25 protein-coding genes, 1 tRNA gene and 1 other RNA gene are annotated in these 20,735 nt (G+C 45.1%); 3 read left to right on the top strand and 24 right to left on the bottom strand.

Annotated features, from left to right (window positions below; genetic code table 11):
- The 22 genes from rlmN to zapB form a co-directional block, all read right to left on the bottom strand.
- The gene (gene rlmN / locus ACYRYY_RS14795) at nt 1–1,068 is read right to left on the bottom strand and encodes a dual-specificity RNA methyltransferase RlmN (protein ID WP_460216361.1); all 1,068 of its coding nucleotides are present in this window, start codon (nt 1,066–1,068) and stop codon (nt 1–3) included.
- Nucleotides 1,068–1,412: an STAS domain-containing protein gene (locus ACYRYY_RS14790; protein ID WP_460216360.1), complete on the bottom strand. Its 345-nt coding sequence runs from the start codon at nt 1,410–1,412 to the stop codon at nt 1,068–1,070. The genes rlmN and ACYRYY_RS14790 overlap by 1 nt, the downstream gene beginning before the upstream one ends.
- Before the next feature lie 9 nt (nt 1,413–1,421).
- Entirely contained in the window at nt 1,422–2,087 is a 666-nt protein-coding gene (locus ACYRYY_RS14785; protein ID WP_460216359.1) for a flagellar brake protein, read from the bottom strand.
- Nucleotides 2,088–2,215: 128 nt separating this feature from the next.
- Nucleotides 2,216–2,794, bottom strand: coding sequence for an orotate phosphoribosyltransferase (pyrE, locus tag ACYRYY_RS14780; RefSeq protein ID WP_460216358.1), 579 nt, complete (start codon nt 2,792–2,794; stop codon nt 2,216–2,218).
- Nucleotides 2,791–3,501: an orotidine-5'-phosphate decarboxylase gene (pyrF, locus tag ACYRYY_RS14775; RefSeq protein ID WP_460216357.1), complete on the bottom strand. Its 711-nt coding sequence runs from the start codon at nt 3,499–3,501 to the stop codon at nt 2,791–2,793. The genes pyrE and pyrF overlap by 4 nt, the downstream gene beginning before the upstream one ends.
- Before the next feature lie 126 nt (nt 3,502–3,627).
- A complete protein-coding gene (locus ACYRYY_RS14770; protein ID WP_460216356.1) occupies nt 3,628–3,945 on the bottom strand; it encodes a hypothetical protein in 318 nt (105 codons plus the stop codon).
- A gap of 105 nt (nt 3,946–4,050) precedes the next feature.
- Nucleotides 4,051–4,833: an RnfABCDGE type electron transport complex subunit B gene (locus ACYRYY_RS14765; RefSeq protein ID WP_460216355.1), complete on the bottom strand. Its 783-nt coding sequence runs from the start codon at nt 4,831–4,833 to the stop codon at nt 4,051–4,053.
- A gap of 8 nt (nt 4,834–4,841) precedes the next feature.
- Nucleotides 4,842–5,420: an electron transport complex subunit RsxA gene (rsxA, locus tag ACYRYY_RS14760; protein ID WP_460216354.1), complete on the bottom strand. Its 579-nt coding sequence runs from the start codon at nt 5,418–5,420 to the stop codon at nt 4,842–4,844.
- Nucleotides 5,413–6,033: an electron transport complex subunit RsxE gene (gene rsxE / locus ACYRYY_RS14755; protein WP_460216353.1), complete on the bottom strand. Its 621-nt coding sequence runs from the start codon at nt 6,031–6,033 to the stop codon at nt 5,413–5,415. The genes rsxA and rsxE overlap by 8 nt, the downstream gene beginning before the upstream one ends.
- Nucleotides 6,030–6,587: an RnfABCDGE type electron transport complex subunit G gene (locus ACYRYY_RS14750; RefSeq protein WP_460216352.1), complete on the bottom strand. Its 558-nt coding sequence runs from the start codon at nt 6,585–6,587 to the stop codon at nt 6,030–6,032. Before ACYRYY_RS14750 ends, rsxE begins: the two co-directional genes overlap by 4 nt.
- Nucleotides 6,584–7,576 (bottom strand): RnfABCDGE type electron transport complex subunit D, encoded by a 993-nt coding sequence (locus ACYRYY_RS14745; protein WP_460216351.1) that lies wholly within the window; start codon nt 7,574–7,576, stop codon nt 6,584–6,586. The genes ACYRYY_RS14750 and ACYRYY_RS14745 overlap by 4 nt, the downstream gene beginning before the upstream one ends.
- A complete protein-coding gene (gene rsxC, locus ACYRYY_RS14740) occupies nt 7,569–8,879 on the bottom strand; it encodes an electron transport complex subunit RsxC (protein ID WP_460216350.1) in 1,311 nt (436 codons plus the stop codon). The genes ACYRYY_RS14745 and rsxC overlap by 8 nt, the downstream gene beginning before the upstream one ends.
- Before the next feature lie 4 nt (nt 8,880–8,883).
- The gene (locus ACYRYY_RS14735) at nt 8,884–9,330 is read right to left on the bottom strand and encodes a deoxycytidylate deaminase (RefSeq protein WP_460216349.1); all 447 of its coding nucleotides are present in this window, start codon (nt 9,328–9,330) and stop codon (nt 8,884–8,886) included.
- 63 nt (nt 9,331–9,393) lie between these two features.
- Complete coding sequence (gene rpiB, locus ACYRYY_RS14730; protein ID WP_460216348.1) at nt 9,394–9,888, bottom strand: ribose 5-phosphate isomerase B; 495 nt, start codon at nt 9,886–9,888, stop codon at nt 9,394–9,396.
- Nucleotides 9,889–9,989: 101 nt separating this feature from the next.
- A complete protein-coding gene (gene nadA / locus ACYRYY_RS14725) occupies nt 9,990–10,898 on the bottom strand; it encodes a quinolinate synthase NadA (protein ID WP_460216347.1) in 909 nt (302 codons plus the stop codon).
- Nucleotides 10,899–11,675 (bottom strand): TIGR00282 family metallophosphoesterase, encoded by a 777-nt coding sequence (locus ACYRYY_RS14720; protein ID WP_460216346.1) that lies wholly within the window; start codon nt 11,673–11,675, stop codon nt 10,899–10,901.
- Nucleotides 11,676–11,682: 7 nt separating this feature from the next.
- Nucleotides 11,683–13,242, bottom strand: coding sequence for a ribonuclease Y (gene rny, locus ACYRYY_RS14715; RefSeq protein WP_460216345.1), 1,560 nt, complete (start codon nt 13,240–13,242; stop codon nt 11,683–11,685).
- Complete coding sequence (locus tag ACYRYY_RS14710; RefSeq protein ID WP_460216344.1) at nt 13,239–13,778, bottom strand: 5-formyltetrahydrofolate cyclo-ligase; 540 nt, start codon at nt 13,776–13,778, stop codon at nt 13,239–13,241. The genes rny and ACYRYY_RS14710 overlap by 4 nt, the downstream gene beginning before the upstream one ends.
- Nucleotides 13,771–14,988: an AAA family ATPase gene (locus ACYRYY_RS14705; RefSeq protein ID WP_460216343.1), complete on the bottom strand. Its 1,218-nt coding sequence runs from the start codon at nt 14,986–14,988 to the stop codon at nt 13,771–13,773. The genes ACYRYY_RS14710 and ACYRYY_RS14705 overlap by 8 nt, the downstream gene beginning before the upstream one ends.
- Nucleotides 14,989–14,992: 4 nt before the next feature.
- Nucleotides 14,993–15,170: non-coding RNA, 6S RNA (gene ssrS / locus ACYRYY_RS14700), on the bottom strand.
- Nucleotides 15,171–15,446, bottom strand: coding sequence for a cell division protein ZapA (locus tag ACYRYY_RS14695; RefSeq protein WP_460216342.1), 276 nt, complete (start codon nt 15,444–15,446; stop codon nt 15,171–15,173).
- A gap of 7 nt (nt 15,447–15,453) precedes the next feature.
- Complete coding sequence (zapB, locus tag ACYRYY_RS14690) at nt 15,454–15,648, bottom strand: cell division protein ZapB (RefSeq protein WP_460216341.1); 195 nt, start codon at nt 15,646–15,648, stop codon at nt 15,454–15,456.
- Nucleotides 15,649–15,937: 289 nt separating this feature from the next.
- Between zapB and ACYRYY_RS14685 the strand changes: the two genes are divergently transcribed.
- Complete coding sequence (locus ACYRYY_RS14685; protein ID WP_460216340.1) at nt 15,938–17,170, top strand: EAL and HDOD domain-containing protein; 1,233 nt, start codon at nt 15,938–15,940, stop codon at nt 17,168–17,170.
- Between the two features lie 72 nt (nt 17,171–17,242).
- On the opposite strand, the gene ACYRYY_RS14680 is transcribed toward ACYRYY_RS14685, so the two are convergent.
- Nucleotides 17,243–17,316: transfer RNA gene (locus tag ACYRYY_RS14680), tRNA-Arg, on the bottom strand.
- A gap of 68 nt (nt 17,317–17,384) precedes the next feature.
- Nucleotides 17,385–17,978 (bottom strand): molybdenum cofactor guanylyltransferase, encoded by a 594-nt coding sequence (gene mobA, locus ACYRYY_RS14675; RefSeq protein WP_460216339.1) that lies wholly within the window; start codon nt 17,976–17,978, stop codon nt 17,385–17,387.
- 72 nt (nt 17,979–18,050) lie between these two features.
- Here mobA and ACYRYY_RS14670 point away from each other — a divergent pair, with 72 nt between their 5' ends.
- Nucleotides 18,051–19,334, top strand: coding sequence for an ATP-binding protein (locus ACYRYY_RS14670; RefSeq protein ID WP_460216338.1), 1,284 nt, complete (start codon nt 18,051–18,053; stop codon nt 19,332–19,334).
- Nucleotides 19,335–19,340: 6 nt separating this feature from the next.
- Nucleotides 19,341–20,648, top strand: a complete 1,308-nt coding sequence (locus tag ACYRYY_RS14665; protein ID WP_460216337.1) for a sigma-54-dependent transcriptional regulator — start codon at nt 19,341–19,343, stop codon at nt 20,646–20,648.
- Nucleotides 20,649–20,735: the final 87 nt, after the last annotated feature.

Below are 20,735 nucleotides of genomic sequence, written 5' to 3'. Positions count from 1 at the left end.
TCAATCACCTTTTTCCTTTGCCGTTTTGGCGTAAAGCTGCCCGCAGGCGCCGTCAATGTCGCTTCCGAGGCTCTTTCTGATAAATGTACCAATCCTCTCTTGTATCAGATAATTCTGAAATTTTAAAGTTTCTTTTTCCCCTGCGTTTCTGAACTGCCCGTCAACAGAGTTGTTATAAGCAATGAGATTCACCTTTACAGGCATTCCCTTGAACAGCTTTGCAAATGCCTTGGCATCTTCTTCGGTATCGTTGAAGCCTTTCAGGAGAACATACTCAATCATAATCATTTTATGCTTGCTGACAGGAAGTGCTTTCACGGTGCGGATAAGCTCATCCAGAGGATACTTTCTGGATATGGGCATTATTTTCTCTCTCTTTTCCTGCGTGGGAGCATTGATTGAAACAGCGAGGTTAACAGGCTTATCAAGTTCAAAAAGCTTGGGGAGCTTGTCTGTAAGCCCCGATGTGGAAACGGTAATTCTTCTGTACGAGAAGCCGTAGCCGTTGTCATCAAGCAGAACAGTGATAGCGGGAAGAAGGTTCTCAAGGTTGTCCAGAGGTTCACCCATACCCATAAAAACAAGGTTAGTGAGTCTGCGTCCCTCCGCACGGAGCATGTTGTCCATTGTGCGCACCTGAAGCAGTATCTCACCCACAGTTAGGTTACGGACAAAGCCCATCTTCGCTGTGGAACAGAAAGCGCAGCCCATACGGCATCCGACCTGAGTGGATATACAGCCTGTGGCACGGTCAAAGTCTCTCAGAGTGACAGCTTCAATCATGTTTCCGTCACCGAGACGGAAAAGGAGCTTCATGGAGTCGTCCTGCATGGAGCGCTGCTGCTTTATAACCTCAAAAGGGGTAAACCCGCACTCAGCCGTAAGCTTTTCACGCAGCTTCTTTGAGAGGTTTGTCATCTGATCGAAATCCAGTACACGTTTATTGTGTATCCAGTCGAAAATCTGATCAGCACGGAATTTTTCAAAGCCGATCTGCGTGAAATATTCACGCATCTGCTCTTTGGACATGGAGTCCAGCATTATTAAGTCAGTATTGATTTGCGGCATCAGCCTTCCAGAATATTACCTGCTGTTTCGTCCGTGGGATGGATGCTGAAAAGTCTGTGCAGGTTTGTACTGTCGAAAATTTTGTTAATCTCTTCGTTAAGGTTGGTGAGGAAAAGCATTTTTCCCCTTTCTTTCAGAAACTTCAGAATCTGAATAAGCTCACGGAGACCCGAACTGTTGAGGTAGTTTACTCTTGAGAAGTTGACTATAACTGCGTCATAGAAATCATGCTCAATGATGAAGGTTTTCATCTCCTCGCCGTTGTAAGAGTCTATTTCATGAAGCGGATAAAGCACTTCCACAGTTTTTCCTTTAAAGTCCTTTACTTCTCTGCTGAACGCCATTCGTAGCACCTAGCCTATGAGTTTTCTCAGTTCGAGCTGTCTTTTAAAAACATATTTAATTACTTTGTCCCTGTCAACAGTGTTCATGCCGAGGAATTTGAGCCCCGCCTCATAACGCTGGTCCTCATGGGCGACACTCCGCATAACAACGGCTCGTGTCGACTTGAGTTCAGGAACCATGTCTCCGAAGTATATATCAACTTCCTGTCCGTGTTCAAGCCTGTATCCGCCGGTGACTCTCATACCGCCGCCGGAAATATCCTGAACATACGCTTCAAAGACATCATCAACAGGACTCCCCTTTTCGTCCTCATAAGAAGCAAGGATTTTTACCCTTGCCCTTGTATTGATTCTGAAAAATTCTCGCAGTTCCTTTCTGAAAACTACTGATGGCTTTTCTATCTCAAGCATGGGTATCTGCTCTTTCAGGCGGGAGAGAACCTTGGACTGGAAGCTGAAACGTCCTCCGTCGCCCACATATGAGACATTAATACTGATCCCCAAAGCCAGAGGAACGGGAAATCCTTTCTCACTGGGCATGGTTATGCGTATAGTTTTAGGGGTGATATCCTCAATGCGGGAGTCAAAAACTCCCGGATATTCACCAAACTTTACATCAAGAATAATTTTCTGATTTATTATCAGAAATTTGTCAACGTTTGTGTATTTTTCCACTGATGCGTCACCGTCAATTTAAAACAAAACCGGTATGATTTATATTAATCTATATGATTTATTTGTAAATTAAAAATGTTAAGGAGAAGCCTTCTCCTCCTTAACATATCGGTCTGTATGAAAAAAATCTAAGCCTTGAAATTTCTGCTGCCGGGTTTTATAGCGGGAAGACCCTGTTTACAGAGGGGACAGTCCGAAGGATCATAGGTATGAACATCTATCTGAAGAAGAGAGATAAAAGGAACATCAAACTGCGCCTCTCCGCTGCTTCTGTCCACAAGGCTGACAACAGCCTGAATATCTCCGCCGGCATCACGCACAGCCTGCATACACTCTTTTGTTGATTTACCTGTGGTAACAACGTCCTCTGCGATTACGATCTTTTCATTAGGTTTTACAATAAAGCCTCTGCGGAACTGAACAACATTGTCAACTCTTTCAGTAAAGAGAGAACGCTTTCTGAGCTGTCTGGCAAACTCATAACCGAAACGTATGCCGCCCACGGCAGGGCTCACTACTGTTGTGAAATCCAGATGGTAAGTCTGAAGAACAAGGTCGTTGATCAGCCTTTCCGCAATAGCCGGATACTGCATAATCAGCGCACACTGAAGATACTTGTCACTGTGGAGACCGGACGAGAGCAAAAAATGCCCCTCAAGGAGTGCGTTGTGTTTGTTGAATACTTCCAGAATCTGTTCGTTTGTCATTTTCCCATTTCCTCACTTATTCTGCATGCGGCAAGATACGGATCTTCCGCCTTGGTTATTGGTCTGCCGACCACAATATAATCTGTACCGAGTCTTTTTGCGTCAGCCGGAGTTACAACCCGTTTCTGATCGTCCACAGAAGAATCAAGAGGTCTGATGCCCGGAGTAACGGTTATGAAATCCGTTCCGAGGGCTGATTTTATTATTCCGGTTTCCTTGGCGGAGGAGACTACTCCGTCCAGCCCTGCTTCCTGCACTGTTTTTGCAAGATGCAGAACATAGTCCGCCGTGGTGTTGAAACCTATATTATATTTCTGAAGGTATTTTTCATCCAGACTGGTGAGAAGAGTAACCGCTATCATAAGAGGAGCTTTAACATTGCGCTTTGTACATTCCTCTCTCATGGAATCAGCGGCGGTTTTCATCATTTCCACACCGCCCTGGGCGTGAACATTAACCATATCCACGCCGTATTTCAGTGATGAGTGCAGAGCCCCTGCCACAGTATTTGGAATATCATGAAACTTGAGATCAAGAAAAATATTTTTGTTTTCCGACTTCAGGAATTCCAGAGCCTCCTGCCCGCAGGATACAAACAGTTCAAGCCCGACCTTGTACCAGCTTACCGAATTGCCGATTTTAGTTACTATGTCTTTTACTGGTTTAATATCGCTGTAATCCAGCGCAACAATAATTTCCGGTTTCACACAATCACCCGCTTAAGAATTAGTCTGAGTCGGTTTTACTGCCGGAATGGCAAACAGATGCTCCATTCGGCGACAGATAAAACGATCTATGATAGGTCAGTGAAAAGGGTTACGTCAAGGTACTTTTTAATCAGTTTCCTGTGTAAGACGAATAAGCTTCTTTTTTAACTCATTCTTTTTCCGGAAGCTTTCGGGGCTGTCACCTGTGGAGTTTTCAAGAAGGTTAGTATTTTCTATTATGCGCTTAATCCTTTCAGCGAGGATTCTGCCCATTGTTCCGCCTATTTCTGCGGTAGTTTCCTCTGCGTATTGATCATTTGCAGTGATTATAAGATCAGTCTTCAGGCTGAAAAACAGACTGCTGACTTTATAAAAATTGCTTAGTCTGTTTAACAGTGCAATTTTGTTTTCCAGTATAAGATCCTGATCAAAAAACTCAGTCATAGCCGATCGCTCGCCTCCGGGAATCTCCTTACAGATCATCGAAAAAATCAGCCGATACTTGAGCTAAAAATTAAAAAAGCCGCCCGAAGGCGGCTTAAAATGCTGTTAAAACTTCTTTATAGCCTTTGTGGGGCAGACTTCCTCACACTTTCCGCAATTTATGCAGATGTCAGGATCAATGACCGCAAGGAAGTTATCCACCTGAATTGCCGTGACCGGACAGTTTTTAGCACAAAGCTTACAGCCTATGCAGCCAACTGAACATGCTTTCTTCACATCCCCGCCCTTGTCTTTAGACATACAGGCGACAACAAATGGTTTATCCTGCTCTATTATAGTGATAATGCTTCTGGGGCATGCCTTAACACACATACCGCATGATGTGCATTTTTCTTCTATAATAACCGGAAGCCTGTTTTCATCCATATACATGGCATCAAACCCGCATGCCTTAACACAGCTTCCCTCACCCAGACAGCCATATGAGCAGAGCTTGTTTCCGCCAGCTAGCATATTTACACTGTGGCAGTCCTTCGGTCCGTAATAGTCATATTTTTCAGGAGCTTCCGCCCTTCCGCCCTTACAGCGGACTCTGGCAACTTTTTTTACGTTTGAGCCAAGCTCAAGCCCCAGAAGAGCTGCTATCTCTTTTGCGCTTTCGGCTCCCAAAACAGGACATGCGTTCGGAGCGGATTTGCCATTAACAATGGATTCCGCAAGGGCAGCACATCCGGGAAACCCGCATCCGCCGCAGTTGGCAGCAGGCAGGAGATTGCCGACTTGCTCTATGCGGGGATCTTTCTCCACATGGAACTTCTTTGAAGCTATCATCAGCCCTAAACCGGCTACAAATCCGGTTGAAAGCATTGTAAGTATCGCTGCTGTCATATTTTCACCTACTTAACCAGTCCGCTGAAGCCCATGAAAGCCAGAGCAAGGATTCCTGCGGTTATGAAAGCTATGGGAACACCTCTGAAAAGGTACGGAATGTCAGAAAGTTCTGTTCTCTCCCTCAGTCCCGCAAAAAGCACAAGGGCAAGCCCGAAGCCCAGAGCAGAACCTATGGTGAAAACAAGCATTGTGACAAATCCGAATCCTGACTGTATGTTGATTATCGCCGCACCGAGTATGGCGCAGTTTGTGGTGATCAGCGGGAGGAAGATACCAAGACTCTTATAAAGATCCGGCGATGTCTTCTCAATAACCATTTCAACAAACTGAACAAGGGAAGCGATTACGAGTATGAAAACTATTGTCTGGAGATATCCGATACCGAATTTATTAAGCACTGTGTACTGGATTATCCATGTTATTACACCTGCAACAGCCATGACGAATGTTACTGCAAGGCTCATGCCTATGGCTGTGTCAACCTGTCTGGAAACACCGAAGAACGGGCATATACCCAGAAAGCGGCTTAGTACAAAGTTATTTACCAGTACCGCTCCCACAAATATCAGCGCAAGTTCAGCCATGTGTCACCACCCTGCCCGCTTTCGCACGCTTTCTTTCCTCTATCCAGTTATTCGCAGCCAGTATGAAACCGAGAACAATGAATGCACCCGGAGGGAGAATCATAAGTATAGCAGGGCTGAATCCTTCGGGAAAGAGACTCAAGCCGAAGAATGAACCGTTTCCCAGGATTTCCCTTATTCCCCCAAGGAGAAACAGGGCGAAGGTAAAACCGAGCCCTGTGCCTACAGCATCAAGGAACGAATCACCCACACCGTTCTTGGAGGCGAAGCTTTCCGCCCTGCCGAGAACAACACAGTTCACGACTATAAGAGGTATGAAAAGCCCCAGAACCTTATGGAGATCATGGACAAATGCGTTCATCATCAAATCCACAACAGTAACGAAACTGGCGATGATGACGATGAAGGCGGGAATACGCACCTTCGCAGGAATAATGCTCTTTATAAGCGATACAACAGAGTTTGAGCCGATGAGAACCGCAGTAGTGGCAAGCCCCATGGCTATGCCGTTTACTGCGGAGGTTGTCACAGCCAGAGCGGGACAGAGCCCCAGAACCTGCTTAAGCACGGCATTATTTTTAAATATACCGTCAGTAAGGCTTGCGAGTTTCATTTCTCCACCTCCGCCAGGGCTTTATCCATAAAGGCGAGCCCTGAAGTTACCGCTTCGCAGACAGCACGGGGAGAAATAGTCGCCCCACTGAACTGCTCTATGTTACCGCCGTCTTTTTTAACAGCTATATTATCTTCCTTTGTCAGCCCTTTGAAGCTGTCCCTGAAGTGCGGTGTTTCTATTTTATTACCCAGTCCGGGTGTTTCCGCATGCTTAAGAATCTCAATCCCCGTAACTTTTCCTTCGAGGTCAACTCCCATCAGCACCACTATGTCACCGCTGTATCCCTTGGGTGATACACTCTGAACAGCATAAGCCAGCAGCTTTCCTTCCTTCTTGGCGGGATAAAGCATTCTGCCTTCCACCTCAACGGCTTCCTTGTCCGGTTCGTTGTCGAACTCAGGCAGAACCACGTTAAGGCCTTTGAGGAAATCCTTTCTGTATTCCTCCGCTATGCGGTCTTTAGTAAAGTCATACACAAATGCGAGGATAAGCGAGGCTATGCCCGCTATCACAGTGAGTACCACAACCATCATCACAGAGTTTCTGTTCATGATTTCACCTCACCGAAGCTTGCGGGGCGCATGTAATTGTCAATGAGAGGAGTAACGGCGTTCATGATAAGAATGGAGAATGCCACTCCTTCGGGATATCCGCCGAAGAGCCTGATTACAACCGTAAGAAGTCCGCAGCCGAAGCCGAAGAGTATCTGTCCCCTGATTGTCATGGGACAGGTTACGTAATCAGTCGCCATGAAGAATGCACCAAGCATAAGCCCGCCTGCAAAAACATGCTGGAGGGGGTTGAGAGTTTTTTCAGGGGATATAAGCCAGTAAAGCCCTGTGAGAACAAAGACAGTGGCAAGGTATGTAAAAGGGATGTGCCATTTTATTATACGCTTCCATATAAGAAAGAGACCGCCTACCAACACGGCTACAGCGGAATCCCCGCCAAGGCATCCGCTCACTGTTCCGATGAACAGGTCGCTTATATCTGCCATTCCGGTGGAGACAATGTGTCCGCTGCTGATTATCTCAGACTTTATCTGCCCCAAAGGTGTTGCTGTACTTACTGCATCAAACATGAAACCGCTTTTCAGAGTAGAAGGTTCTATCCATGATGTCATTTCCGCAGGCCATGCGATAAGCAGAAACACTCTGCCAACCAGAGCTGGATTAAACGGGTTCTGCCCCAGACCGCCGAAAACCTGTTTTGATATTATAACAGCCACAAAGCTGCCCGCAAGAATCAGCCACCATGGCGGTGAAGGAGGCATGTTCATGGCGAGAAGAACAGCGGTAACAAGTGCGCTGTTGTCCCTCACCGTCACAGGGAGTTTGCGTATTTTAAGAAACAAAGCCTCAAGCCCAAGACAGAATATAACCGCAAGGGCATAAGTTTTTACTGCATAAAAGCCGTACACATACACAGAAACCAGAATGCTAGGCACAAGTGCCAGCACCACAAGCATCATCACTTTATCAGTGGTAAGAGGGTCTCTTGTGTGGGGAGAAAAGGAAACCAGAAATTTATTATCAGCCATTTTTCTCCGCCTCCCTAGCTTTAAGAACCTTCATAACCTCACGTTTGGATGTTTTGAAACCGCCTGCGAGGTTGCGTCGTGACGGACAGTCATAGGAACAGCATCCGCATTCTATACAATTCATCACATGCCAGTCGGCAAGTGATTCATACATCTCTCTGACTACGAACCTGTCCATTACAGAGGGGATAAGCCCCATAGGACAGACATCAACACAGCGCCCGCAGCGTATACAGTTGCACTGTTTGAGATCGGGCAGGTCTTCTTCCCTGAAAACCAGAATCCCGCTTGTGCCCTTCATCATGGGGACATCAAGGTTTGACAGAGCAAAACCCATCATAGGTCCGCCCATAACAACCTTACGGGGCTCACCGAGGAAGCCTCCGCAGTAATCTATGATATCCTGAACCGGAGTACCTATACGCACCAGAAGGTTTTTCGGCTCCTTAACTGCTCCGGTAACTGTAACTACTCTTTCTATGAGCGGTTTTTTATTTTCCACAGCGTCATAAACAGCGAGACATGTTCCCACATTATGCACTATCACGCCCACCTCAAGGGGGAGCATGCCTTCGGGAACTGTCCTGTTGAGACACGCCTTAATAAGCTGCTTTTCACCGCCCTGCGGGTACTTGACCTCAAGGGGGACAAGTTCAAACTTATATGATGAAGCAAACTTTCCGAATGCTTCCAGAGCATCAGGTTTGTTTTCCTCTATTCCTATTATTAGATTTTCGATGTTGAGAGCCCTGCGGATCAGATCAGCGCCCTTGATTATCTCTTCTGTTTTCTCAAGCATAAGCCTGTGGTCACAGGTGAGATAGGGTTCGCATTCTGCTCCGTTAAGCAGGAGAGTATCGACCTTTTTAGGCGGGCTGAGTTTAACATTTGAAGGAAAAGTCGCCCCGCCGAGACCGACTATTCCTGCGTTCAGAACTGTTTCCTGAAACTTTTCAGATACATTTACAGGGAGAATTTCGTCCTGCTCACCGGATGCTTCAATTATTATTCCAGCAGTTTTACCCGAAACGGGATGAGGCAGGCTCTGTAAAGCAACCACTCTGCCGGAAACAGGAGCATGTATATTAGCGCTGATGAAGCCTGCTGCCTGCCCTATCAGTTCCCCTGCTTTTACTTCCTGATTTTTTGCCACCAGCGGTTTCGCCGGAGCCCCTATGTGCTGTGCGAGCGGAACCCCGTACAGCGCACCCTCTTTAACGGGCATAACCTCAATTGGCTTGCCCGACGTCGCACCCTTATTGTAGTCAGGGTGAACGCCTCCTCTGAATCCAAAAAACGGCATGAGCCTACCCTTTATTAAATTGTTCAACTATTATATTAGTTTCCGCCAGAATTTCGTCAGCAAGGGCGTCCTCGTAGTAGAGTTCGTAAACTATGCGTACGATTCCGGCATTAATGATCATTTTGGTGCAGATGGAGCAGGGTTTGGTGTTGCAGTAGAGAGTGGCGCCCTTGATCGGTACGCCGTGATAAGCAGCCTGAAGTATAGCATTCTGTTCGGCGTGAAGCCCTCTGCAAAGCTCATGCCTCTGTCCTGAGGGGACGTTAAGTTTCTGCCGCAGGCATCCGGTGACTTCGCAGTGAGTCACCCCGGCAGGCACACCGTTATAGCCTGTGGCGAGTATATGATTGTCTTTAACAAGCAATGCTCCGACCTGCCTTCTTAAACAGGTGGAGCGCTGTTTTGCGATATTAGTTATTTCAATAAAGTACTGATCCCAGCTTGGTCTCAATACAGTACCCCCGCATAAAGGAAAAACCCGTGAAATGAGAATTTCCCAGTATTCTTGAGCATGTTACTTTTCCTCAGATAAATATTTCCGCCATCTTTCTGCGGCAAGTCTGTCCAGCTTGTCGATACGTTTCTGGTGTCTTCCGCCGTCAAAGGGTGTTGTAAGCCACAAATCAACCATATCCACTGCACGGTCAAATGTGATAACTCTGCCGCCGAGGGCGAGAACATTTGAATCATTGTGCATTCTGGACATTTTAGCGGTATATGTATCCCAGCAGAGGGCAGCTCTGATGCCGGGGATTTTATTTGCAGAAATGGAAATACCTATGCCGGAACCGCATATTACTATGGCTCCGTCAGCTTCACCGTCAGCAACGGCTATACCGGCCGCAGCGCCGAAATCAGGGTAATCCACGGAGCTTTCGTTATCTGTTCCCAAATCTAAAACATCTACCCCGTATTTTAATATGTAATTTTTTAACTGTTCCTTAAGTTCAAACCCGCCGTGGTCACTGGCTATTGCGATTTTCTTAAAGACTGAAATACGGCTGCACATATTATCTCCCGAACAAAGGTTCGCTATACTAGCACTTATGTTCTAAAATTCAACATTTTTCGGAATATTTCTTAAAAATATCCGGAATTATTTACTGTACACTAATAGTTTCTGGGTATATCAAGCATCTTCTGAATACAGCGGACGCCCTTCTCCCTTATATCCTCCGGCACTGTTATAACATGCTGTTTATAAAGCAGCGCCTCATAAAGACTTTTAAGGGTGGTCTTCTTCATGTTTTTGCAAATGAACCCGTCATAAGCAAAGATAAACTCCTTGTCAGGGTTCTGCTTTTCAAGGAGATAACGTACGCCTTCTTCAGTGGCGATTATAAAGCGCTTATTACTGCTTTCACGGCAGTAGGTATATATGCCTGAAGTGGAGCATACATGGTCAGCAAGATCAACCACAGAAGGCGGGTTTTCAGGATGCGCCACCACAAGTGCGTCAGGATATTTTTCTTTAAGCTTTCTGACTTCAAGCTCTGTGGTCCTGTTATGAATGGGACACCAGCCCTGCCAGAGAATCATCTTTTTATCAGTAAAGCGTGATACATAATGACCGAGGTTGCGGTCAGGCACGAAAATTATCTCATCAGCGTCAACATGTTTTATGACATTTACAGCATTAGCAGATGTGCAGCATATGTCGCTCTCCGCTTTGACCTCGGCGGTGGTATTCACATAACAGACAACTGCGGCGTTAGGGTGCTGTTTTTTGAACTCACGGAGCTTATCCGCCGTAATCATGTCCGCCATGGGACATCCGGCGTTTATTTCGGGCAGGAGAACAGTTTTATGGGGCGAAAGCATGTAAGCTGTCTCCGCCATGAAATGAACTCCGCAGAAAACTATTGTGCTTTTATCTGTTTCTGCCGCCTGTATGCTTAAACCGAGCGAATCGCCGGTAATATCTGCAATTTCCTGAATTTCATCAGGCTGGTAGTTGTGAGCAAGGATAACTGCGTCCATCTCTGCGGCAAGACGTTTAATTTCTTTACGGTAGTCCATTTACTCCCCCGATGTTTGTGATATTTTTGAATAACGGACGATTTTTCCGAGATCATCATACTCGAAAAACAGGGCATTAAACACCATTTTACCTGCTTTTTCAACCTCATATTTCCTCGGAACACCGCCCAGAAAGCGCTCTATCGGCGCATCTGCACTCATTCCGATTACAGAGTCAAGCCCTCCGCACATTCCGACATCTGTCAGATACAGTGTTCCGTTAGGGAGCAGTCTGTCATCATTTGTCTGTACGTGAGTGTGAGTTCCGAGAACTGCTCCCGCCCTGCCGTCAACATAAAGACCGAAGGCATTTTTTTCGCTGGTTGCTTCCGCATGGAAGTCAACAAGGATGAAGCTGTCGCTTATTTCAGGATAGATTGTGTCAAATTTCCTGAAAGGGCAGTCGGAAAGAGGCATGAAAACTCTGCCCATAAGGTTCATCAGCGTAAACTTACTGCCGTTTTTTTCTATGGTTATATAACCTTTTCCGGGTGTGCCGTCAGGATAGTTTGCGGGGCGGACAAGCTTGTCCAGATGATTGATGAATTTTTCGGATTCTTTAACGTCAAAAACATGGTTGCCTGAACTCATGAGATCCACACCATAGGACAGAATGTCCTTATAGAGGGCTTCGGTTATCCCGAAGCCGTTTGCAGAGTTCTCAACGTTTGCTATCACAATGTCAAGCCCAAGCTCTTCACGGAGCTGAGGTACGGCGGAGCGAAGCAGGCTTCTGCCTGCTTTGCCCATAATATCGCCTATATGAAGTATCTTCATTTACTCTTTATTTCGCATATCCCACAGAGCGGGCTTCCCTGATTACGGTAACTCTGATCTGTCCGGGGTATGTGAGTTCTTCCTCTATCTTCTTGGAGATGTCTTTCGACAGTGTTACAAGCCTTTCATCAGTTACCTTGTCGGGCTCAACAACTATGCGGACTTCTCTTCCCGCCTGAATAGCGTAGCATTTGCTGACGCCTTCAAACGAGGAAGCGATAGTCTCAAGGTTTTCGAGCCTTTTAAGGTATGATTCAAGAACCTCTCTTCTTGCTCCGGGTCTGGATGCGCTCATTGCGTCCGCAGCCTGCACAAGAACAGATTCAACGCATTTGAACTCCTCCTCTCCGTGGTGAGAGGCTATGGCGTTGAGAACACGCCAGTCTTCCTTGTATTTTTTGGCAACTTCCACACCGATTTCGGTATGTGAGCCTTCACTTTCGTAGTCAATCGCTTTTCCGATGTCATGGAGAAGACCGGCACGTTTTGCGATTTTTTCGTTAAGCCCAAGTTCCGCAGCCATTGTTCCGCATATCTTAGCAACTTCTATAGAGTGTCCAAGCACGTTCTGACCGTAGCTTGTTCTGTATTTAAGTCTGCCGATAAGCCTTGATATATCCTTGTGAACACCGTGGACTCCAAGATCAAAAAGAGTCTGCTCGCCCACTTCGAGAACATGTTTTTCAAGCTCTTCACGGCATTTGTCGTGAAGTTCTTCAATTCTTGCCGGATGTATACGCCCGTCGGTCACAAGGCGCTCAAGGGTCATTTTCGCTATTTCTCTTCTGAACGGGTCATAAGAGGAGAGGATAACCGCTTCGGGGGTATCATCAACTATAATGTCAACTCCGGTAACGCTTTCAAACGTACGGATGTTTCTTCCTTCACGTCCGATGATTCTTCCCTTCATTTCATCACTGGGAAGACTGACAACGGATACAGAAATCTCACCCACATATTCAGGCGCACATCTCTGGATAGCAGTAGCAATAATGCTCTGCGCCTTTTTCTCGGCGTCTGTTTTTGTCTGCTCTTCGATTTCCCTGAGTTCACGGGCGGCGTCAATCTTGGCGTCCTCAACAAGTTCGGCTATGAGCATCTGTTTTGCTTCTTCCCTTGTCATGGCAGCTATTTTTTCGATTTCAGCTAACATCCTGTTGCGTATGTCCTCAGCTTCCTCACGGAGTTTGTCGAGGTCTTTCTGTTTTTCTTCCGCTTCCTCATACTTTTTAAGAAGAGCGTCTTCTTTTTTAGTAAGCTGATCAAGCTTGTTGTCTATAGATTCCTCTTTGGTGATAAGCCTTTTCTCAAGAGCAGCTATCTCTTTCTTCTTTTCTCTGGAATCTCTTTCAACTTCCTGCTTACCTTTGTAAACATAATCTTTCGCTTCAAGTTTGCCTTCTTTGATTATCTCATCGGCTTCTTTTCTTGCTCTGCTTATTATGTCTTCTGCTGTTTTGCTGTTTTTGATATTCTCATTATCGTTTTTTCTTTTCTGATATAAAAGTCCCGCAAATACGCCTACTAAAAGGCTGGCGAGAACAAGTAACGCATGCAGACTGGTCATCTGCTCCTCCTGTATATGTAATTTTCAGTTATCAGCGCATCCAATGGGAAATCATGTTCTTCCCTGTAAACCGTACTGACAATCTGAAATCCGTAACCCAGACCGGCTTTGACCGAAAGCTTCAGTCCGGGCAGTAGTCTGTCGTAGTAGCCGCCTCCGTAGCCCAGTCTGTATAACCCGCTGTCAAAAGCCAGTCCCGGCACGGCAACCACGTCAAAGTCTGTTCTGTTATCTATCACAACCGGTTCCTTAACTCCGTAAGACCCCGTCTGTAATCCTCCGATATATGGTCCGGTCACCAGTCTGCCGTTTTCTATTTTCGGCAGATAGACTTCCGTTCCGCTATTCATTAATTGTAGCGCAAGATTCTCCGTTTTCACCTCATTATTTATATCTGAGTACAAGAGTACCCGTTTTGCCGAATTATATTCGGCGAGGAATTTCAGGCATATTTCCGCTGAAGCTTCATCCACAAAGGCATCGGACAGACTGTCCCTCCTTTCTTTCATCTGCTTCCTCAAAACGGCTTTATTCATACTTTTTCACGCCGTTCCAAAGCCTTTTCAGGCGTTCGGCAAATTTTGCCTCAAAACCTTGTTCGGAAGGGTTGTAAAAACTAAGTGGTTCTTCTGTGTAGTCCTGTTTTACAAAGCTTCCGTGGTCAAACGGATAAACATATCCGCTTCCCCCGCTTCTCAAATGTTCAGGCACCTTGGGGTTGTGTGACTGAAGGTAATTTTTTACTTTGTGCAGAGCCATATAGCTCCTGTTGCTCTTCGGGCAGGAGGCAAGATATGTCACCACCTGAGCGAAGATAATGTCCCCTTCGGGTCTGCCCACGTTGGTAAACGCCTGATAAGCAGCGTTTGCAAACTCAAGGGCATCAGGATAGGCGTTGCCTATGTCCTCACTGGCCGAAATAAGCAGTCTTCTGAAAACAGTTTCAGGTGCAACACCGCTTTCCATGAGCTTCATGCCCCAAAGGAGAGCCGCATCGGGGTCGCTTCCCCGGATGCTTTTTATCATGGCGGAGAGCAGGTCATAATGCTCATCAGTGTCATAACTGCCGCCGGTTACATAGTCTTCTATGCCCTGAAGACCGAGAGTAACGCTCTGTCCGCTGAAAGTGCCTTTTACAACAGACAATTCAAGCATATTCAGAAAAAGTCTGCCGTCACCGAGGCTCACACGCTTAAGGCGTGTCATCCCCTCTTCGTCGGCTATAACCTCATCAACCCCGTAGCTTTCTTTTATGTAGGAAACAGCTTTTTCATAAAGCTGGTCCAGAGCTTCATCACCAAGGGAATGAAACTCAAACACAAAACTCCTTGAGCGGAGAGGCTGAGTAAGATTGAAGTAAGGATTCTCCGTGGAGGCTCCTATAAGCTTCGCATGTCTTCCATCTATGACCTTCAGCAGCAGATCCTGCTGGGTTTTGTTAAACCTGTGAAGTTCATCGATGAAGACAATAGCTTCTCTGCCGTAATGCTTCGTGGATTCGATTATGTTTTTTATGTCCGAGGAACCGGAAGTTGAGGCGTGCAGCCTGAAAAAAGGTATGGCAAGATGTTCTCCCACCAGCTCTGCGGCAGTGGTTTTACCGCAACCCGGCGGACCTATCAGGATCAGCGAGTCAAAATTTCCTGACTTCACCAGCTTCAAAAAGAGCGCATCCTCTTTAAAAAGGTGATCCTGCCCTGCTATATCTTCAAACCCTTTCGGGCGGAGTGCTTCCAGTATCCTCATAAAACCAACCCCCGCATGCGCCGTTTGTGGAAGAAACCTAGTAGCCCTTACAATAAGGGCGGGAGTATCACGAACGCTTCAGGCTTCCTGCGAACAGGCATGCACACTGCGTCCAGTATCAACACCCAGGTTAAAATTGTTGGCTGCAGTTTTCTTCCATCTTACGAACGCCGCAGGGGATCTTATATATCTATCTCATTAAGCCGTTCATTTAGTCTGTCAACTTCGGCTTCGGCTATCTTAGCCGCTTCCGCAAGCTCGACCCTTTCAACAGCAACTTTTAAACCCGCCATAACAACAGCGCGGTGAGTATTGACAATCTTGGAGGAGTCGTTCGATTCCTGAACTTTCTCCTCAAGAAGCCCTGCCGCTTTTTCCAGCACTTCTCCGTTTTCTGTTCTGAGGGAATAGTGAACACCTGCAACGGTGATCTGAACTTCCTTACTATCAGGACTCATAAGCCTTTTACCCTATTCTGGACAGAAGGTTCTCCACTTTTTCCCTGACTGTTTTTCTTTCCTCAATCAGAGCGGATATTTCCGCTTCCAGTTCCGAAGCCCGTGCTTTAAGAGCTTCGTTCTCGTTCTTCAGGTTCTCTCTGTCATCTATGAGACGTTCTATCTTACTGCTTAAAATATTCAGTTTCTCAAGTAATTCCATATCAAAATTATGTCAGAGAAGAGCCTCTTTGTCAATCCTCAAGAGAATCATGGAGAATATACGCAAACTGTTTTCAATTTTGCTCTTTTAAGCCATGCACAACCGTCTGCGTCTTTCTTTGATTATGAACATTTCCTGTTTATTCGTCAACCGGGTATATCTTTAGACTGAATATAGTTACTTTGTATGATATATTATTTAATAACCACTTACATCGGTATTTTTCACTTGATATTTATTATCCGTTAAGATAGTTGCTAAGTTATGTATGAAAACGGAAAAGGGGATTATGAGCGACAGAATCTTTGTGGGAAGACAGCCGATACTGGATATAAACGGAAATATTTTCGCCTATGAGATATTATTCCGCAATACTGAAACCAATGCGGCAAAAATTGATGATAACCTTTCCGCCACCTCATCGGTACTCCTGCATCTTTTGCAGAACTTCGGCATAGAGACCCTTCTCGGATCTAAAAAAGGCTTTATAAACATTGATGAATCTGTGATCGATGAGGATATAATAGCCCTCCTCCCTGCGGAAAAAACTGTTCTGGAAATACTCGAAACCACAAGAGTCACAGATATTCTGGTGGAAAAAGTAAAAGACTACGGCAAGCAGAACTATTCTTTTGCCCTTGATGACTTTATTTTTACAGAAAGCCATGCCAAAAACTTCCGCCCTCTGTTTGAAGATGTCAGATTCATCAAGGTTGACATACGTGCCACATCAAAAATGCAGATTGTGCGGAACATGGATTCCCTTAAGGCAATGAATGTGCGCCTTCTTGCTGAAAAGGTTGAAAACAGAGAAGAATTTGAATTCTGCAAAAAACTGGGGTTTGAATATTTTCAAGGGTATTACTTCGCCAAGCCTCTTGTTGTTTCCGCAAAAAAAAGCATAGACCCCTCAATGGCAGGGGTTATAAACCTTATAAATATTCTGCGTGATGAAGACAGCACCATGGAGTTTATAGCAAGAGAAATGAAAAACTATCCGGCAATCAACCTCAATCTCCTGAAATTTATAAATTCATCAGCATTCTTTCTTAAGTCGGACATAACATCAATCAAACATGCAGCAGCTCTTCTGGGCAGAAACAATCTTTCCAAATGGCTCACGCTGCTGCTTTACGCTTCCAAGGGGAGCATGGATCCTTGCGAAAATCCATTGATGCAGACAGCTCACGAAAGAGCGTCCACGATGGAAAAAATCGCCGAAAAATCATGCAGGGAACTGAAGGAGCAGGCTTTTCTCACGGGGCTGCTGTCTCTTCTGGATGTAATTCTGGAAGCTCCGTTTGAAGCCTTTATAGATCAGTTTAATGTAAGCGGTGACATAAAGGAAGCCGTGCTGGGTGCAGACAATAAGCTCGGCAGACTCTTAAAGCTGACAGCAATGCTTGAACGATATGAGCTGGACGAAGCCATGCCTCTTTTAAAAGAATTTCATCTCACCCTTGCAGACGCAGCGGAAATACGTATGAACAGTTTCATTCTGAAAGACAGAGAACTGAAGTAGACCCGAAATTAATAAAACAGACCGCAGTGTATATAACAAAAAAAGGCTTCCGTAAGGGAAGCCTTTTTTTAATGCGCCCGAAGGGAGTCGAACCCCTAACCTACAGATTCGTAGTCTGCCACTCTATCCAATTGAGCTACGGGCGCAGCAAGGAAGATATATTTAATAAATTTTTACATGTTTTGCAAGGTAAAAATTCAAAAAAATGAAAACTTTAAAGAGAAATGTTTTTCCTGAACAGCTCCATGTCCTCACGGCGGTTGATATTGGAAAATATTGAAGAGTCAAAACCTAATGAAGAAAAAAAAGAGTCATCCAGATAGATGGTGTTGAGTGACGCCAGAGCGTCTCTCAGACGGAAGTTACCTGATTCAAACTGCTTCATGAAGATATCCAGACAGCTTGGAGCATAAGCAGCAATAAGGGGATGGATTTTTCCGTCAGCATCAGGAACGGCAGCATCATAGCCATCCAGCGCATTCAGCACAGCTTTTACTGCCTCAGAAGGAACAGCAGGCGCATCTGTTGAAATAACAAAAACAGGAGAACGGAAATGGCGGAGTGCGGTTATTATGCCCGCAAGAGGACACTGCTGCTCAAAAATATCTTCAACATGCTCCACTGAGCCGCTGAGAACGTTAAGATATTTTGTCACATCCTTTGATATAACAGAAACATTGAACCCTTCACGGATAAACTTTTCAGAGATATACTCAATAAGAGGTTTTCCGCGGAAATTAGCCAGAGCCTTGTCGGAGCCGAACCTTCTGCTCTGCCCTCCCGCAAGAAGAGCTACATTCAAAAGCATCGAAAAGAGATACCACTTCTCTTTAAACAAGGCAACTGATATATTAACATTATTTAACATTAATGGTGGTAAATGGAACAAAATAAAAACGGATTCGCCGAAAAGCTTAAACTTGTGCTTATTGCCGTGATTCTTCTGAATCTCATCCATGCGGTAATCCACATTAAATCATATACACGCAACATAGAGATATACAGACATCATATTGTAGACATGGGGATGAACTCGCTGAAATCACTTGAGGGCGGACGGCGGGCTTTCATGGTAAACAGATTTGCAGGTTCCGACAGACTGAAAAGATTTGTGGAGGAACTCAGCACCCAGAATTCCGTTCTTAATATGGTTGTTTTTGATGAGAACGGTAAAATCCTCGTCAACCCATCCCCTGAACACACTCCGGCTTACATGGGGGAAGTGAACGGGTATTCCACTGTTGAGGGAAAAGAAACAATCACAATATACACATCTCTCAAAACATTCAATAATCACAATCATATGATGGGGCGTCAGTCCGGGCAGAGACAATTCAATGAAATGATACCGCCGGAAAACCTTCAGGATATAACAGTTGCACTTGTAATGGACTCATCTGCTGTTGCACTTGCAAAAAGACAGATGTACACAGGACTTATACAGATAGGGGTCATACTGATATTTCTGATCGTTGCTTATATTCTGGTAATCAGATTTATAAGACTGCATCTTCTTCAGATAGAAAAACTTAAAAAAGCAGAGCAGGAAGCTGAAATGGGCAAAATGTCCCATATCCTCGCACACGAGATAAGAAACCCGTTAAGTTCAATTTCGGGACTTATAAGCTTCGCCGCAAAAAAAGAACAGAGTCCTGATATAAAAGATATTTTATCTCACACTACAGATGAAATAAACAGGCTGAACACTATAGTTAACGACTTCCTCACTTTCGGAAAGGAGTTGAAAGCAGATCTGCAAAGAATCTCCATAGGTGCTTTGGTGGACAAAACTGCTAACCTTCTCTCCGCAGATTTCAAAAGCAAGTCGATCACACCTGTAATAACCGGTGATGATGTGCTTATAAACGCAGATGCGGATAAAATGCTTCAGGTACTCTTTAACCTTCTGCTGAATGCTTTGCAGGCATCACCGGAACACGGCAGGGTCGAGATAAGCTACAGCGAAAAAGGAATAACAGTCAAAAACGATGTTGCCGGAGAAGTACCTGAAAAAAATAAACTTTTTAAACCCTTCTATACCACAAAATCAAAAGGTTCCGGACTCGGACTGGCAGTGGTGAAAAGGATATGCGCCCTGCACGGCTTTCAGGCAGAAATAAAAAATATTAATCCATTTATTATAGAAATAAAATTCGGCAGGTAACAGAAAATGGCTGGCAGAATACTTATTGTTGATGATGAATCTAACCACAGACTCATGATGAAGCTTCATCTTGAAGATAACGGATACAGGACGGAGGAAGCGTCTAACGGGGCAGAAGCTCTTATAAAACTTGATGATTTTGAACCGGATATAATTCTTCTTGATATGAAGATGGATATAATGGACGGACTCACTTTTCTTGGTCATATAAGCAGAAGAGGAATCAGTGTACCTGTTATAGTTATAACAGCTTTTTCAAGCGTTAAGACAGCAGTTGAGGCGATGAAGCTCGGAGCGGCAGACTATCTCACCAAGCCGGTTGACATAGAACACATGCTTGAAACTGTGGCAAAGACACTTGTTGAAAAAACTGTTATACCTCCTCTCGAATATGCTGAGGAATACAGCTTTGAAGGAGTTTATTCCGCTGACGGACTGGGGAAAATTATAGAACAGCTTAAGATGGTCGCTCCGCTCAACGCAACTGTTCTTATCCTTGGGGAATCAGGAACAGGCAAGGAGCTTATCGCACGATCCATACATGCAAATTCTCCTCGTAAGAACAAGCCGTTTATAGCAGTGAACTGCGCCGCACTGAATGAAAACCTTATAGAAAGCGAACTTTTCGGTCATATGAAGGGTTCTTTCACAGGAGCTTCAGCCAATAAAGAGGGGCGTTTTGAACTTGCGGAAGGCGGAACTATTTTTCTGGACGAAATAGGCGAACTCCCTCATCAGGTTCAGGCAAAGCTGCTGCGGGTGCTTCAGGACAGAACTTATGAGCGTGTCGGAGGCGTGAGAACCCTGACAACAGACGCCCGAATTGTTACTGCCACCAATAAAGACCTGAAAACACTTTCGGAAAAAGGAGAATTCAGAGAAGATCTGTATTTCAGACTTTCTGTTTTCCCCGTAAGCCTGCCACCCTTGCGTGAAAGAACGCAGGAGATTGAGCCTCTTGTTAATTATTTTATATCAAAATATGCCGAAAGGTTTGGAAAGTTGATTAAAGGAGCCGAGAAAAACTACATTGACAAACTAAAGAAATACCCGTTTCCGGGTAATATAAGAGAGCTTGAAAATATTGTGGAGAGGAGCGTAATTCTCGCAAAAACAGATAGGCTTATGCCCGATACACTTCCACCTCTGGATATCAAAAACGGCTGCGGTTCACTGGATATGAAAGATAACGAAAAAGACCTGATAATAAAGGCACTTGAGAAAACAGGCGGCAACAAGACAAAAGCCGCAGAAGTATTGGGAATATCCCGCAGAACTCTTCACAGCAAAATAAATGAATTTGGCATAAAATAGCCCGTATCTGTTACACCCGTTTTGGGTGTAACAGCTCCATCAGTTTATCTCTACTGGAAAAGACTCATAAGGCAGAGTATTCCAAGC

It is taken from the genome of Geovibrio sp. ADMFC3, assembly GCF_054687035.1.
Note: the sequence above shows the minus strand (reverse complement) of the source record. Positions and strands in the feature narration are given on the sequence as shown.

Excerpts from the sequence above, each read along its gene's own strand:
- zapB (WP_460216341.1), bottom strand. The coding sequence starts at position 15,648 with ATGGAATTACTTGAGAAACTGAATATTTTAAGCAGTAAGATAGAACGT.
- pyrE (WP_460216358.1), bottom strand. The coding sequence starts at position 2,794 with ATGACAAACGAACAGATTCTGGAAGTATTCAACAAACACAACGCACTC.
- nadA (WP_460216347.1), bottom strand. The coding sequence starts at position 10,898 with ATGGACTACCGTAAAGAAATTAAACGTCTTGCCGCAGAGATGGACGCA.
- ACYRYY_RS14745 (WP_460216351.1), bottom strand. The coding sequence starts at position 7,576 with ATGGCTGATAATAAATTTCTGGTTTCCTTTTCTCCCCACACAAGAGAC.
- rsxE (WP_460216353.1), bottom strand. The coding sequence starts at position 6,033 with ATGAAACTCGCAAGCCTTACTGACGGTATATTTAAAAATAATGCCGTG.
- rsxC (WP_460216350.1), bottom strand. The coding sequence starts at position 8,879 with ATGCCGTTTTTTGGATTCAGAGGAGGCGTTCACCCTGACTACAATAAG.
- mobA (WP_460216339.1), bottom strand. The coding sequence starts at position 17,978 with ATGCTTTTGAATGTAGCTCTTCTTGCGGGAGGGCAGAGCAGAAGGTTC.
- ACYRYY_RS14695 (WP_460216342.1), bottom strand. The coding sequence starts at position 15,446 with ATGAGTCCTGATAGTAAGGAAGTTCAGATCACCGTTGCAGGTGTTCAC.
- rlmN (WP_460216361.1), bottom strand. The coding sequence starts at position 1,068 with ATGCCGCAAATCAATACTGACTTAATAATGCTGGACTCCATGTCCAAA.
- ACYRYY_RS14765 (WP_460216355.1), bottom strand. The coding sequence starts at position 4,833 with ATGACAGCAGCGATACTTACAATGCTTTCAACCGGATTTGTAGCCGGT.
- ACYRYY_RS14750 (WP_460216352.1), bottom strand. The coding sequence starts at position 6,587 with ATGAACAGAAACTCTGTGATGATGGTTGTGGTACTCACTGTGATAGCG.
- ACYRYY_RS14670 (WP_460216338.1), top strand. The coding sequence starts at position 18,051 with ATGGAACAAAATAAAAACGGATTCGCCGAAAAGCTTAAACTTGTGCTT.
- rpiB (WP_460216348.1), bottom strand. The coding sequence starts at position 9,888 with ATGTGCAGCCGTATTTCAGTCTTTAAGAAAATCGCAATAGCCAGTGAC.
- ACYRYY_RS14770 (WP_460216356.1), bottom strand. The coding sequence starts at position 3,945 with ATGACTGAGTTTTTTGATCAGGATCTTATACTGGAAAACAAAATTGCA.
- ACYRYY_RS14720 (WP_460216346.1), bottom strand. The coding sequence starts at position 11,675 with ATGAAGATACTTCATATAGGCGATATTATGGGCAAAGCAGGCAGAAGC.
- ACYRYY_RS14705 (WP_460216343.1), bottom strand. The coding sequence starts at position 14,988 with ATGAGGATACTGGAAGCACTCCGCCCGAAAGGGTTTGAAGATATAGCA.
- ACYRYY_RS14790 (WP_460216360.1), bottom strand. The coding sequence starts at position 1,412 with ATGGCGTTCAGCAGAGAAGTAAAGGACTTTAAAGGAAAAACTGTGGAA.
- ACYRYY_RS14685 (WP_460216340.1), top strand. The coding sequence starts at position 15,938 with ATGAGCGACAGAATCTTTGTGGGAAGACAGCCGATACTGGATATAAAC.
- rsxA (WP_460216354.1), bottom strand. The coding sequence starts at position 5,420 with ATGGCTGAACTTGCGCTGATATTTGTGGGAGCGGTACTGGTAAATAAC.
- ACYRYY_RS14665 (WP_460216337.1), top strand. The coding sequence starts at position 19,341 with ATGGCTGGCAGAATACTTATTGTTGATGATGAATCTAACCACAGACTC.
- ACYRYY_RS14710 (WP_460216344.1), bottom strand. The coding sequence starts at position 13,778 with ATGAATAAAGCCGTTTTGAGGAAGCAGATGAAAGAAAGGAGGGACAGT.
- rny (WP_460216345.1), bottom strand. The coding sequence starts at position 13,242 with ATGACCAGTCTGCATGCGTTACTTGTTCTCGCCAGCCTTTTAGTAGGC.